The sequence below is a fragment of the Schlesneria paludicola DSM 18645 genome, assembly GCF_000255655.1.
Lineage (GTDB): Bacteria > Planctomycetota > Planctomycetia > Planctomycetales > Planctomycetaceae > Schlesneria > Schlesneria paludicola.
This window is the reverse complement of record NZ_JH636435.1, coordinates 3258489-3272382: the sequence shown is the minus strand read 5'-3', so window position 1 is coordinate 3272382 and position 13894 is coordinate 3258489. Positions and strand designations below refer to the sequence as shown.

Annotated in this window: 6 protein-coding genes and 1 rRNA gene; 3 read left to right on the top strand and 4 right to left on the bottom strand. The window is 54.7% G+C overall.

Translation table 11 applies throughout. From position 1 onward, the window contains the following. Positions 1-18 precede the first annotated feature (18 nt). Positions 19-128, top strand: a 5S ribosomal RNA gene (gene rrf, locus OSO_RS0132150). Positions 129-1043: 915 nt separating this feature from the next. On the opposite strand, the gene OSO_RS0132145 is transcribed toward rrf, so the two are convergent. Further along, positions 1044-2510: a sigma-54 interaction domain-containing protein gene (locus OSO_RS0132145; protein ID WP_010587002.1), complete on the bottom strand. Its 1467-nt coding sequence runs from the start codon at positions 2508-2510 to the stop codon at positions 1044-1046. Between the two features lie 514 nt (positions 2511-3024). Between OSO_RS0132145 and OSO_RS51085 the strand changes: the two genes are divergently transcribed. Further along, the gene (locus OSO_RS51085) at positions 3025-3183 is read left to right on the top strand and encodes a hypothetical protein (RefSeq protein WP_157605581.1); all 159 of its coding nucleotides are present in this window, start codon (positions 3025-3027) and stop codon (positions 3181-3183) included. A 964-nt stretch (positions 3184-4147) separates the two neighbouring features. Next, positions 4148-9307: a beta strand repeat-containing protein gene (locus tag OSO_RS0132125; RefSeq protein ID WP_162130575.1), complete on the top strand. Its 5160-nt coding sequence runs from the start codon at positions 4148-4150 to the stop codon at positions 9305-9307. Between the two features lie 660 nt (positions 9308-9967). Here the strand turns inward: OSO_RS0132125 and OSO_RS0132110 are convergent. From OSO_RS0132110 to OSO_RS0132095, 3 genes are all read right to left on the bottom strand, one after another. Continuing rightward, positions 9968-10423 carry a hypothetical protein gene (locus tag OSO_RS0132110; RefSeq protein ID WP_010586999.1) on the bottom strand — a complete coding sequence of 152 codons (456 nt, stop codon included), beginning with the start codon at positions 10421-10423 and terminating at the stop codon, positions 9968-9970. 119 nt (positions 10424-10542) lie between these two features. Further along, positions 10543-11637, bottom strand: coding sequence for a DUF1559 domain-containing protein (locus tag OSO_RS0132105; RefSeq protein WP_010586998.1), 1095 nt, complete (start codon positions 11635-11637; stop codon positions 10543-10545). Positions 11638-12281: 644 nt separating this feature from the next. Then, positions 12282-13763 carry a PhoPQ-activated pathogenicity-related family protein gene (locus OSO_RS0132095; RefSeq protein ID WP_010586997.1) on the bottom strand — a complete coding sequence of 494 codons (1482 nt, stop codon included), beginning with the start codon at positions 13761-13763 and terminating at the stop codon, positions 12282-12284. Positions 13764-13894 lie beyond the last annotated feature (131 nt).

The following is a 13894-nucleotide window of genomic DNA, read 5'->3' as shown; positions in this document are numbered from 1 at the left end:
GCGTCACGACGATAAAAGCCCGGTGACCATATGCCTGAGGAAACACACGTTCCCATTCCGAACACGACCGTTAAGCTCATGCAGCCGATGATAGTGCCTACAAGCGTGAAAGTAGGTTATTGCCGGGCATTTTAAAAACGACCCTCCACCAAAAGTGGAGGGTTTGTTTTTTCTTTGGGTGCTGATTTCGTTGAATCCCAGTTGCGTTGAGTACTGTCTCCACGATCGGTCGTGAGAGGAGCAGGGCAGTCTGGCGAGCCGAGAAGCGTTCGCTCATTGATCTCTTGCTGGGAAGCGCGCTGTGTCTTCGGATACCACGCGGCTGATGGCCGTAATCCGTAGAGCGAACGCAACTCGGTGTGCCGAATGTCTCGCTCCGGGGTGTTCCCTGTGTGCAAACTGCCGTCAGGGAATGCCTTTTTTACGATGGTTCCAGGATGATAGTAAGCTTTCCGGTCAAAAGTTGATGGGAGATGAAGCGTTCCCTGACGGCAGTTTGAAAAGTTGTGCCGTTGTTTCTTCGATGCAAAGGTATCGGTTGGTGGCTCTTCGTACGCAGTAGAAGCAAGTACATCGGCTTCGGGGGACCGTTCTGCTCGACGGAGAGTAGTCGTAAGTGGCGTTACTAATGCGGGGACGTCGGAGCGAGGAGAACGCAAATGGATTCAATTCCAGAACTGCGCTGCGTCAAAAGTGGGAGCTTGGGAATGAGCAATGTCTGAGAGCGAGATCTGTGTTTGCCGGTCCGTGGAGACCTTGGCACGACGGTGAGGTTGGGTGGAAGCTCATGATGGGCCTTTCGCGGTGCCAGATTGCTGGGGCGAGGGAGACATCGTGAAGGCGAGCTGATGTGGGCGACTCAATCGTCTTGCGAAGAGGTCGAATAGTTCGAAGAACCCGACGTGTTGACGCCGGACGGTCATATCGTCGTGCTGTGGCTTTGTTGGATGGGTTGGGGTTTATGGTCTCGCAGCAGATTGCGAGCATGAAGCAAGAGGGATGTGGCTAAAGGCCTCGCGCCCGGGTGTGCGTCCATCATGCAGTCAGTCTTGCAAGTCGTATTTTTTCATCTTGTTGTAGAGCGTGACGCGGCTGATTCCGAGTTCTCGTGCGGACTTGGTTCGGCTGAAATTGTTCTTGAAGAGTGTTTGTTCGATGATTTCCTTTTCGTTGACTGCGATCTGGTTGCCGAGCGTGCGATCGACCTGTGCTGGTTGCTGCTGCGGCGATGGTACTGTTTTTTCGAAGTGTGACAGGACCACGGTTGGATCATTCGTCGGACCGGCGTGACCGGACAGGATATGCTGCGGTAAATGCGAAGCGAGAAGTCTTCCATCGCGACAGTAGATCACCGCGCGTTGTACGACATGTTCGAGTTCACGGACATTTCCGGGCCATGGATATTCGAGGAGCGAGCTGAAGACTCCGGGGTCGATTTCGTCAATGCGGACACCGTGCTTCATCGAGAACTGTCGTACGAACTTCTTCGCCAGTGGAATAATATCCATCTTCCGGTGCCGCAGAGGCGGAATGACGAATTTTAACATGTTGAGTCGGTAGTACAGGTCTGGCCGGAAGCGGGCCTGTTCGACTAACGGTTGCAGGTCGAGATTGCTGGCGACAATCAGTCGTGCCTGGCAATGCTGCGTGTGGTTGGAGCCAACGGGCTCGAATTCACCGGTCTCGATGACTCGCAGCAATTTCACTTGTTGTTCGAGTCCCAGGACGTCAATTTCGTCCAGCAGAATCGATCCGCGGCGGGCGGCGAGGAACTTGCCCTCTTTGTCCTGATGGGCGCTGGTGAATGCTCCTTTCGCGTGCCCGAATAGTTCGCTTTCGATCAAATCGTTCGGCAGAGCGCCGCAGGCCACTGGCAGAAACGGTTCATGGCGGCGCAGCGAGACTTCGTGGATCAGGCGCGACAGGTATGTCTTGCCTGCTCCGGTTTCGCCGATCAGCAAAATGGTCACGTCGTGTCGGGCAGCGACCTCCAGGTCAAACAGCATCTGTTTCAAGTGAGGTGAATTGGTTTCGTAGCGTCGGCTGATGCCCGTGAGGACACCCAGTGGTTCGTCGTCGACATATTCGACCACCGTTGAGGGGGCGCTTGGCGACGTGACGGCTGGGGGCGAGGTGTCTCGATCAGTGAACAGGCCGCGGAACGCGGTCAAGAGTGTTGCGCGATCGAGGTGCCCTCGCAAGTGCGTGATTTCGGTTATCGCCGCACAGCGTTCCAGGGTTTCGGGACAGGCAATTGGAGTGACCATCGCCAGTCGCATCTGAGGATGGCGTTCGTGGATCGATTCCAAAATGCGTGTTTCCTGATGACCTCCGTTCGATGCACGGCGGAAGTCGGCGACGAGCGCGGCGGGTTGGTGTTCTTGGGAAAGCCCGAGAAGGTCATCGAGCGAGTTGCAGGCACGAATCTCCGCACGCCCCTGAAAAAGTCCGGGAAGTTCAGCGGCCATGAGCTGGTCGTGGCTTAACACGACAATCATTGGTTTTGTCATGACAGTGGATTCCGTAATCAAAAGCAGCTGGTCTTCGAGACATACTCGAGCAGGGTGGTGAACGCTCTGTCAATCTGACGCAACGAGGAATGGGGAGTCGCTGGCGTCGGAGATTGGCTGGATGTGCACCGTAGTCAACGTGTTAACAAATTCAGTGCCGAAGTGTTTTCGAACTGAAACATCGTCGTCTGAACGTCTGATGCAGATGCGGGTTGTGGATAATTGACAAATTGTTCAATGCGAAAGCAGTGCTTGTCATTGAGGTTGAAAAGCAACGCGGCTGAGGTGTGCGTTGACGTTTCGCCACGAGGAGACGACACGCATCGTGAGTCCGCTTGCGGCTGGGGGCGAGGTGCTTGGCGGGTTGATCGCAAGAATGTGGGAGGGGCTTCGGCTCTTTGCGACATTGGATTATCGAAGTTCGACGGGGGCGGTCCTCGTGCGTTTGGTCGGGTGATAAACTCGTGACACATCGGCGAATCGTTTACCAAAATCACTCCTCAAGGATTAATCGATGTCTGATTCCGTTAAATCGAATGTACCTTGTGTGGCTGTGCCGACGGCAATGGGATGCATTGGGCTCGCCGTTCACCCAGAGGGGCCTGTACCGCCCGACATCGTGTTGATTGATGCCGATGATTTTTTTGAGGGGCTGGGGGGGGGTAAGGAGTAGGTCTGCACGAGACCTCGCAGTTGGATCGCCTTGCCAGCCCCTATGGGGGGCTTTACGAATGGTTACGCGGCAACAATCTGTTCGCCGTCGCGAGTCATTGCTCAAAGGACGTCACGATGCGCGGCTGCAGATAACCATCGACGAGCTGGCGCGAATCGGCGCTGAAGCCGCCGCAGGACAGGGAGCTGGATCTGGCAGGCGTCGAGCCACTGCGGGTATTGCCGCTTCGGGGGCGTCTGCAGGCCTAGAGGCAGGCAGTCGGGGCTCGGATGCCGGGTGTCAATCCTCGTTTGGGGAATCCATGACGATCTGTGGTTTTGCAAATCAAAATTCAAACACTTTTGCAGAGTTTTTTACGGAACTTTTGTTGCGACTCAGTGTTCATAGAGACAGAGTGTTTTAAGGTGACTTGCGATTTTTTACCACGGCGTCTGTGCCGCAAGTTTTTATTTCTCATTCTGTTAGGTCAATAACGGAGAGGTGCGAGTGATCTTGTTACCAAAGTTGAAGGTCTATCCGCTCACGCACTTCCAAAACCGAAGCCAGCATCTTGGTGTCGCGTTGGCAAAATCTGATGAATACGCCGAAAAATACAAATAACTAGTTGACGCGTGTATCCCTTCCTTATTACTGTTCGCGGTGCTGCTTTTCACCGCAAGACTTTAACCCACCTTCTGGAGCCGAGTGACCAGAGCATTGTGAACGCCCGCTGGCGTGAATGCTTTTTGATGTCACGGTCATTCCAACTCGTGCGCTTTTGGGTGGGATTTGGCAAAAGCCAAGTATCGCAAAAAGAGGGGCGGAAGTGTTTTCCGACCTCTGGGCGGACGTTCCTTTGATGCACCTTCCCTTTGGTTCTCGTTTTCAGGGAATCAGAGGTTTTTGGCGCGGGCCAACAAGGGCGCGTTCGATTGTTTCAAACCGTGTGGCGGTCGCATCCAAGTATCTTCTGAAGGTAGACACTATGGTTTTTTCGTGGTTGCAGAACCTAAAGCGGGGATTGATCAAGGGTTCGGTTCGGAATCGCTCATCGCAATTCCGCCGAGGGGTCCGGATTGTCGGACAAAACTCGGCTCCTGCGACCATCGAGATGCTTGAACGTCGATTGATGCTGACGAACGCAACGCCAGTCATTGCGATTACGACAGCCATTTTTTCTGTAAATCAGGGCTCGTCCGCTGACTTTGGTGGAATCGCGTTTTCCGATGATTCCGGTGGCAATAACGAGCAGGTCACGCTGAGCGTTGCACACGGCACGCTGTTGATCGACACGACGGTTTCGGGTGGTATCACCGGTGCGCAAATCACCGGAAACGGTACCAGTACCGTCACAATCACAGCGCCATTGGCGGCGATCAACAACACCACTCAGCCGTACCCGTTTGGGCATATCAAATATACGCCGAATATCAATTTCTCGAGCAGCGAAACGCTGACCGTCACAATCAATGATTTAGGGAACACCGGCGGGAATCAACTGACAGCGACCAAGACGAAGAACATTGGCGTGGTGCCCGTGACGCAACCACCGGTCGGCACGTCCAACACGGTGGCCTCGCTTGAAAACTCGTCTTACACATTCACCGCGGCCGATTTTGGTTATACCGATCCAAACAACTCACCCGCATACAATTTTACCAACGTCAAGATTACGACCCTGACCAACGGATCGGGGACGTTGACGAAGAATAATGTGGCGGTCCACGCCGGTGATTTTATTTCGGTCGCGGATATCACCGCCGGTAAGCTGGTCTATACGCCAAACGCTTTTGGATATGGTGCTAACTATGCCAGTTTCACCTTCCAGGTGCAGAGTGATGGGAATACGAATTTCGGGGCATCCAACCTCGATACGACTCCCCGGCTCATGACCATCAATGTCACCCAGGTCAATCAGGCTCCGACGATCACTGCTCCGTCCACAGCCTCGACGAATAGCAATGTTCCGCTTGTCGTGAGTGGTATTACCTTTACGGACATCGATTCGGGCGGCCTGGATGAAACGTACACTTTTAGTGTTGCGCATGGAATCCTCGGGCTGAACACCAGCGTGTTGGGCGGCATTACCGCAGGCCAGGTCACCAATAACAATTCCGGTTCATTGACCGTTACGGCGACGTTGGCGCAGATCAATGCGACATTGGCCGATGCCGCCGGGCTGGTCTACACGCCGACTTCACAGTATTTCGGGCCTGATACTCTGTCGCTGGGCATTAACGATGGCGGTCACACGGGCGTCGGCGGCGTGAAGACGGCGACCGCGTCGGTAGCGCTCACTGTGGTTCAAGTCAATCAAGCTCCGTCGATCACGGCACCTTCCAGCGGTTCGCTTTTTGAAAACGACTCCCTGATTGTTACGGGGATTCAGTTTGCGGATTCGGATTCAAATGGGCTCGATGAGGTTTACACGCTGAGTGTGGCTCACGGAACATTGTCGCTGCTGACGGGAGTCAGCGGCGGGGTGAGCAGTGGTCAGATTGTTGGAAATAATTCAGGCTCACTTACCATTACGGCGACATTGGCGCAGATTAATGCGACGCTTGCGGCTGTCGGAGGGCTGACATACACGCCGACAGCTCAGTACTTCGGTAGCGACTCACTCGCACTTGCCATCAATGACCAGGGGCATACCGGTACCGGTGGGGCGAAGACTGCCAGTACGTCGATCTCGCTGACCGTGGAAGAAGTGGTTCCAATTCTTGCCGGAATCGAGGGATCAACCTTGGTTCATTCCGGAAGCGGACCTGTCCCGGTCACGTCGACGCTGACAGTTTCAGAGGCCAATAACACGTTGATTACTGGGGCGACGGTCCAGATTTCGGCGGGATACGCCAGCGGCGTCGATCAGCTTCTGTTTACAAACACCGGAAGCATTGTTGGAAGTTGGGACTCGTCGACGGGGACCTTGACCCTATCGGGAAGTGATACCCAGGCGAATTACCAGGCGGCCCTGCGATCAATTCAGTTCCAGCATGCCGGGACAGACACGAGCGCTCGAACGGTTTCGTTCAGCATCACGGATGGTCTGAAGACAAGTAACATTGTTTCTCGCGACGTCGACGCCGTACCACGAGTCTTGTCGATTACGCCTGTCGCAGATCCGATTACCGGTTCCACCGCGACGTACAATGTTGTCTTCAGCGAGCCCGTTACAGGCGTCGATCCAAGCAGTTTCACGCTGTCGGGCGATGGAGTGACCGGCGGTACAATTGGGGTGACCGGTTCCGGTGCGTCTTACACGGTTACTGTGACCGGACTTCTGGGTAGTGGCACACTAGGGCTCAATCTGACTGGCACTGCGTCCGTTCTGGATGCTGGCGGCAATGCCATTGCATCGTCCTACACGGGAACCCGTCTCACAAAGTTTGACGTCGGGCAAGGCGTTCAGTTGACGGGGTCAGCCCTCTCTGTGGTCGGGACTGCAGGAAGCGATGTGATCACGGTCGCGGAAGATGCAACCACGTTGACGGTCACCATCAACGGTATCGTTTACTCGTACAGTGCAGCACTTGTTAGTGCGATTACGATTTCGTCTGGAGCGGGAAACGATCAGACCACGGTTTACAGTCTGCAATCCGGAACGCAATTCACCTCGTACAGCGGAAGCGGGACCTGTGTTGTCGATTGCTCTGCGGTCAGTGTTCCCGTGACGCTTAATGCGGGGACTGGCAATGCCACGTTGATCGGTGGATCAGGCGATGACCGACTGATTGGTGGTTCAGGGAACGACACGATCTATGGCAACGGTGGCAACGACACGATCTTTGGCAAGCAAGGTACGAACTACTTGGATGGCGGTGATGGAAACGATACGTACATCTTGTCACAGCGATCGGGCAGTACAACGGATGTTGATACACTCCGAGATTCCAGCGGCTCGGACAGAATCAATTTTGATTTCACAAACGATTTGTCATTCAGCCTGTCAGCAGCCGCGGGACCGCAAGTTGCCGATGCGAGCACGGGTTACAAGATTGACGCATCGGGCAATACATTTGAAACGCTCGTGCTGGGGTCTGGCAACAACGTCGTGACAGGCAATTCGACGCTCGGAACAACCATTTTTGCAGGGGCGGGCAACAACACGTTGACGGGTGGAGCAGGCGACGACCGGCTGTATGGTAGTTCGGGGAACGACAACCTATATGGCAACGGTGGCAACGACACGATTTCCGGTGGCCTGGGCACGAACTACATGGATGGTGGTGACGGTAATGATACACTCATCCTGACACAGCGATCGGGTACCACAACAGATGTCGATACGCTCCGAGATTCCAGTGGCTCGGACAGATTGTCGTTTGAATTCACGAACGGCTTGTCGTTCAGCCTGTCAGCAGCCGCGGGGCCGCAAGTTGCCGATGCGAGCACGGGCTACCGGATTGATGCATCAGGCAACACGTTTGAAACGGTGATCTTGGGTTCTGGAAACAACGTTGTCACGGGCAATTCAACGCTTGGGACAATCATCTACGCAGGGACCGGCAATAACACGTTGACCGGTGGTGCGGGTGATGATCGGTTGATTGGCAGCTCAGGGAACGACACCCTGTATGGCAACGGTGGCAACGATGTGCTTTCCGGTGGGACCGGCACGAACTACCTGGACGGTGGCGACGGGAACGATACGTTCAATCTGACGCAGCGAACGGGCAGCACGACGGATGTCGATACGCTGAGAGACTCGAGCGGTTCGGACACCTTGCAGTTCTCTACGTTTACGCAAAATCTGGCGTTCAGCTTGTCGGCAGCTGCAGGCCCACAAGTTGCCGTTGCGAGCACGGGTTATAAGATTGACGCGTCGGGCAACACATTTGAAACGGTCGTCCTTGGGTCAGGGACCAATGTGGTCACGGGCAACTCAACGCTTGGGACCACGCTTTTCGCGGGATCTGGCAGTAACACGTTGATCGGTGGAGCAGGCGACGACCGGCTGTATGGTAGTTCAGGGAATGATCACCTGTATGGCAACGGTGGCAACGACACGATTTCCGGTGGTCTGGGCACGAACTACCTGGATGGTGGTGATGGTAACGATACGCTCGTCCTTACACAGAGGTCGGGTACTACAACAAATGTTGATACGCTCCGAGATTCCAGCGGCTCGGACAGAGTCACTTTTGATTTCACGCACGATCTCGCGTTTAGTCTGTCGGCGGCAGCGGGACCGCAGGTGGCCGATGCGAGCACGGGGTATCGGATTGACGTGTCTGGTAACACATTCGAAACGTTGGTCTTGGGTTCTGGAAACAACGTTGTTACGGGCAATTCAACGCTTGGGACAATCATCTACGCGGGGACGGGCAATAACACGCTGATCGGTGGTGCTGGTGATGATCGGCTGATTGGCAGTTCTGGGAACGACACCCTGTATGGCAACGGTGGCAACGACACGATCTTTGGCGGACTGGGGACGAATTATTTGGATGGCGGTGACGGTAACGATACGTTCGTGCTGACACAGCGGACGGGCAGTACTTCAGACGTCGATACGCTCAGAGATTCCAGTGGTGCGGACGCCTTGCAGTTTACGTCGTTTACGCATGATATGGCATTCAGTTTGTCGGCGGCTGCGGGGCCGCAAGTTGCCGATGCGAGTACGGGTTATCGGATTGACGTGGCTGGCAACACGTTTGAAACGGTCTCCCTGGGATCAGGCAACAACATCGTCACGGGCAATTCAACGCTCGCCTCAAGAATTTTTGGCGGGTCGGGTAGCAACATCTTGATCGGTGGTTCAGGTGCGGATCTGCTCGTCGGTGGTTCGGGCCGAGATATTCTCATCGGCGGTGGTGGGGCGGATCAACTGACCGGCAATGACGGTGACGACATCTTGATTGAGGGAAGCACCAGTCTTTCCGGGAATCAGGCGGCACTCATCGCCATTCGCAATGAATGGACGTCGGCGAATGACTACGCAACTCGAGTGGGCCATCTTCGTGGGACTTTGGCGGGAGGGCTCAACACGACCGCAGGAGGGGCGAGCGGTAACTACTTCCTGGACAACACGACTGTCTCGCTCGATGCTGTGAAGAATACACTTACGGGATCGGCGGGCAACGATTGGTTCTGGGCCAATGCCCTCAGCACGAAAGATCAGACCGGCGGCGAGCTGAACGGTTAAATGGCTTGCAAATGATCCTCAATAATGGTTGAGGATCACATCCACTCAAAATGTCCCGAACGTCGTCTGACGTTCGGGACATTTGCTTTGGTATCGAACATGTTTGTGTGCTTGGTCACCGTTCATAGCCCGAAGAGAGGGGGATAGGTGCAATTTCCCGGTTCATTGAAATCCGCAGTGGATCGACCAGCGCAACCTCCCTTTGCCGCGGGAAAACGAGCCAGTCCCCGGCTTGTGAGCGATTACGTGTGCTTTTGTCGGGTAAGAAACTAGGACTATGCCGCGAGATAAGTCCTAGTTCGAATGGCAGATGGCGAGTGCGTCTGGTGCGCATCGCCGATTCGAAAAAAGCACGTGATCCACTACCTGATGGCGTGCGATTTGATTCCGTCGCACAATCAAATCGCTCTGTCCTGGCAGATTCGCGAGGATTGTCCGCAGGCTTTTGGGCTCCTCGCGGTGACTTGATCGACTTGTCAGTTCCGATTTGAAGATCCAAGAGAATTCGAGGCCGATGCTGAGTTTGCCCTGGCTTCGAGTACGGTCACCGAAAAACGAAGTACTGGTTGATCGATGACGTTTTGATGATTGTCTGAATCAAAGTCCAATCGGCCGATGCGGTTCATTGCTGACGGAAGTGACAATCCAGTCTTAATTCCGCTAGTTTGATGTGAGCTCAATTGTACCGAGCTCGACAGTCTTGTTTGTCACCGTAAAGTGGATTTCGGATTTCTTGGGATCGCTGTAGCGACCATTCAGCTTGTCCTTGGTCTTCACTTTTCGTGTGACCTGGTCCACATCCTGCCACGTGATGACCAGAGAGTAATCGCCGGCGGGTGCCCCGTCTCCATCACGGTATGTGGTGCACGCGAACGAACCATCGATTTTCGTCGTACACGATGGGCGCACCGCGCTTGATGAATCGGCGTTGGCTTCTCTGGGGTAGCAGACAATTTGGAGGGGTGATTTCGGCACATCACCGTCGATCGTCACGAGCCCCACGACTTTGAATGTGGGCTTCTGGCCTGACGTCGAGTTTGCGCCGCCACACCCAGAGATCAGAGTGGCAATCATCGACATGCCGAGGGCCACCATTGCAACTCGCCGCTGGCGCATTGAATTTCCTTGTGCAGCGATTCTGTCGAGGCCGCGGCCGTGCATCGATAAAACGAAGATCGGGTGCCTGACCTGTAGAGTTTGGACAGAATCTGGCACCCGCGAGATCTCCACGGACATTAGTTGTCCAAACCGCCAACTTCACCGTTTCTCGCAGTGATTGCCGCGGCGAAATTTGCGGCGCTGATATTGTCCGAGATAAATCGCACGGCGCCGTCAAGCATCAGGAAATGTGCGCCGCCCGTGTGAAACGAGTGGTAGCCTCCGCTACGAATGTTGGTGCAATTGATGGCGCAAGAGCCACCAAAATCGGCACCTGATCCCACAACAACCAGGCTTTGAGTTCCATCTTGATTGGTTCCCGCGATCGCGTGTTCGCCAATCAAAAAGTCACCCCATCCGACACCGTTTAGTACCGCGCCATATTGGTTTCCCAGGATGTAGTTGCTCGCCATGACCGCCGCCACTGCCGTCGGGGACGTCTTGTTGTAAATCACCGTGCCGCCTGTTCGTTCTCCCAGAACCGTCGTATTTGACGTGCCATCGGTGATGTCTTTCAGTCCGGTCCAGGTACCTACGCCGCCGTTGTTGGAGACTCCGAGAGCACCATTGAGCTGTGTGCTTGGGTTCCCATTGTAAGCGTACTGCGAGTATCCACCCGCGACTCCTGTTGTGACGGAATAATCGCCGCGGGCATAGGGAATCTGGTAGGTTGCCTGGGGAACATTGTTGCCGAATGTACCTTGAGGATAAATGGCGGTGCTGGTCGCTGCTGCGGTTGACGAGGGGCATTTCCAAGCGGCAAGCTGAGTGGCAACGACGGTCATGTTTGCCGCAGCGGCGGTGGCGCTGTATTGGGTGCCCGCCACCGAAGGAATCGGCGGCGTTGTGCTGTCCCACATGTTGAAAAGAGGACCTTGATCGAGGTAGGGCAGCAGTTTCGTGCCGATGCCTGAGAAGTTCTGATTTACGGGCGTCGCTGCCGCGATCAGAATATAGGCCGGGGGCAGGCCGTTGTAGACGTCGTGGTAGTTGTGGATCGCCAGGCCGAGCTGCTTCAGATTGTTCTTACATTGCGTTCGCCGAGCGGCTTCTCTGGCCTGTTGAACAGCCGGTAACAATAGCGCGATGAGTACTGCGATGATCGCAATCACAACCAGCAACTCGATTAGCGTGAACCCTTTTTTTCGAATCATCGCACCAGCGATAGGCATTCTGATAGCTCCAGAATCTAGAGACCTCAAACAGAAAACGATGTCATTCAAGTCATGGCCCGTCGATGGAGTGCAAAGGTGGGATACTCCGCATGCGCAATCCGCGTTCCAGCAAAGTCGAAGACTGTGGAACACGGACGAACTGAAGCGGATCCCAAGATCCACTTTGCCGAGATCGATTCGATGTTCATCCGTGAACGCAAAATCAAAAGCGTGTCTTGGTGAAACAGAATCCCAGCATCACTGTACACTTATTCGATCGCATTCACAATACCCATCCGATCACATCAAATGTGTGTTTTTGTGAGCTAAATCCCGTCGTTTTTCGAAAATTTGTTCAGGTTCGTGCGGGCCCTATTCTCGCGACGCGGAATGGGTCTATTGAGGAGGGTATTGCAAGCGGACGTCCATCGCTTTTGACGAGCGGTGCCGACTGCACTCTTGAAACGTTTTTGTACCTCTCGTTTCCCCGCATGAACTTGTTTGTCTCCTTATCTAACAGGCTGTCTGCAAGAAAGTTCTGCAATTTGTTATGACTTTATTAGCAGACGGCGGTGCCTTTTACGTGGCGCGCGGAAAAAAGCACGGCGAGCGGAAACGTGGGTCTCCGCTCGCCGTGCTGTCAGTCGTCTTGATGTTTTCTTTTACTTGCCGGCTTTGGCTTTTTCTTGAGCGCGACGCTGCATTTCGGCTTCCAGTCGTTTGGCGCCGCCCATTTTTTGGGTTGGGGCGATTCCCTTGAAAGGGAATTCTTCGGGAAGTACGCGAACGTCGGTGGTGACTTTCAACGGCTTTTGGCTCTTGATGTCATAGGTCAGCTCCACGAAGAAGGCGGTAAAGCCTTCTTTGGGCGTGTCGATCTTGCCGACGTATATACCGGGCTCGATCTCATTCAGTTTGGTGCTGGTGTAGATTGGACCGACTTCTTCGAGCCGGAAATCGCGAGCTTTCGGATTGGTTCCCTGCCACAGTCGGACTTCTTGCGGATTATCGCGGGTCTCGACGCGGATTGCGCCGTTCTCGAGAAAGGTCCAGGAATACTTGGGGCGCTTGAGGTTTCGGACGATCGAATCGTAGTAAGTTGCGAGTGTTTCGCGGGCATCGCTGTCGCGCAGGCTATGGTCGGTGTTGGGGACGTATCGCAGCAGTGTTTCGCCGGGCAGGTCGTGGATATACAGTCGTGAGGAATCTGGCGTAAAGAACTGGTCGCCAGCGGCATTCAGGACCAGTTTGGGCATTGTGTACCGGTCGCGATAAGCATAGGGGTCTTCGATCTCCAGCAGTTCGATATAGCGAGGATCTTCTTCTTTCATGACCAGGCCGCCACGAACATAGTCTCCGACAGAGGGAGCCCAGAATCCATAGGCTTCCAAGTGGTTTCGCATGCTCTTTCGGACATTCAGCACATCAATCACGATGGGGCAGATGGCCTTCACGCGAGGGTCCACTGCCGCGGTGCACCAGGTCGTCCAGCCTCGTTTGGAGGCGCCGGCCACGGTGAAAGATTCAATTCGTCGACCGCCGCCTTCTTTCGTTTCCGAGAAGGCCTGCAAGGTGTCCATCGCACGCACGGCACTTTTGACCATCGGCAGTCGGGCGGGCCATTCCTTGTCTTTGGTCTCCATGTATTTGTTCCAGGTGAACACGATCAGATCGTCTTCGACCATCTTTCGGCCGCCACCCGTGAATTCCAGTGGTTGATTGGGGACGTTTTTTAGTTCGGCCACAATGGATTGGGATGCGACGGCCATTTTGACGAGGAATTCTTCGGCGCCTTCTGGAGGTGTGTCTCGATGGCCGCCACCACTGATGAGCAGATATCCGGAATTGGAGACGACGGTTTTCGGGCGCACGACCATCAGCCAGTGTTTCCAGACTGTACGATCGACTTCTTCAGGCTTGCGCCAGGTCTGAGAGGTCAGTTCGATTGCGAACATCGTGTGATCCGAGGCTTCCGTGGTTGCCGCGACGCGCCAGGAATAGGTCGGATCCGGTTTGGCGATGTAGTCATCAAGAGCGGTTCGGTGAGAAGTGCCTGATTCGGCCGCGGCAAGAAATCCTGCGGGAATGATCGCGAAAACAAATAAGAGCCGGCAAAGCCAGCGTGAGGGCAGAGATGATAACATAAAAGGTTTCCAGTCAGGGATTTGCAGTCTGCAGCAGGGGATTAAATGGGGTCAGCAGGTGTGCTTCACATCCAGGAGGGAGGGGCCGTACGTGCATCGTGTCTCTCACCCGGTGGCGAGACAAGTCGGAC

Bases quoted from the DNA above. Each gene is read 5' to 3' on its own strand.
- OSO_RS0132095 (WP_010586997.1), bottom strand. From the start codon at position 13,763: ATGTTATCATCTCTGCCCTCACGCTGGCTTTGCCGGCTCTTATTTGTT.
- OSO_RS0132110 (WP_010586999.1), bottom strand. From the start codon at position 10,423: ATGCGCCAGCGGCGAGTTGCAATGGTGGCCCTCGGCATGTCGATGATT.
- OSO_RS0132125 (WP_162130575.1), top strand. From the start codon at position 4,148: ATGGTTTTTTCGTGGTTGCAGAACCTAAAGCGGGGATTGATCAAGGGT.
- OSO_RS0132105 (WP_010586998.1), bottom strand. From the start codon at position 11,637: ATGCCTATCGCTGGTGCGATGATTCGAAAAAAAGGGTTCACGCTAATC.
- OSO_RS51085 (WP_157605581.1), top strand. From the start codon at position 3,025: ATGTCTGATTCCGTTAAATCGAATGTACCTTGTGTGGCTGTGCCGACG.
- OSO_RS0132145 (WP_010587002.1), bottom strand. From the start codon at position 2,510: ATGACAAAACCAATGATTGTCGTGTTAAGCCACGACCAGCTCATGGCC.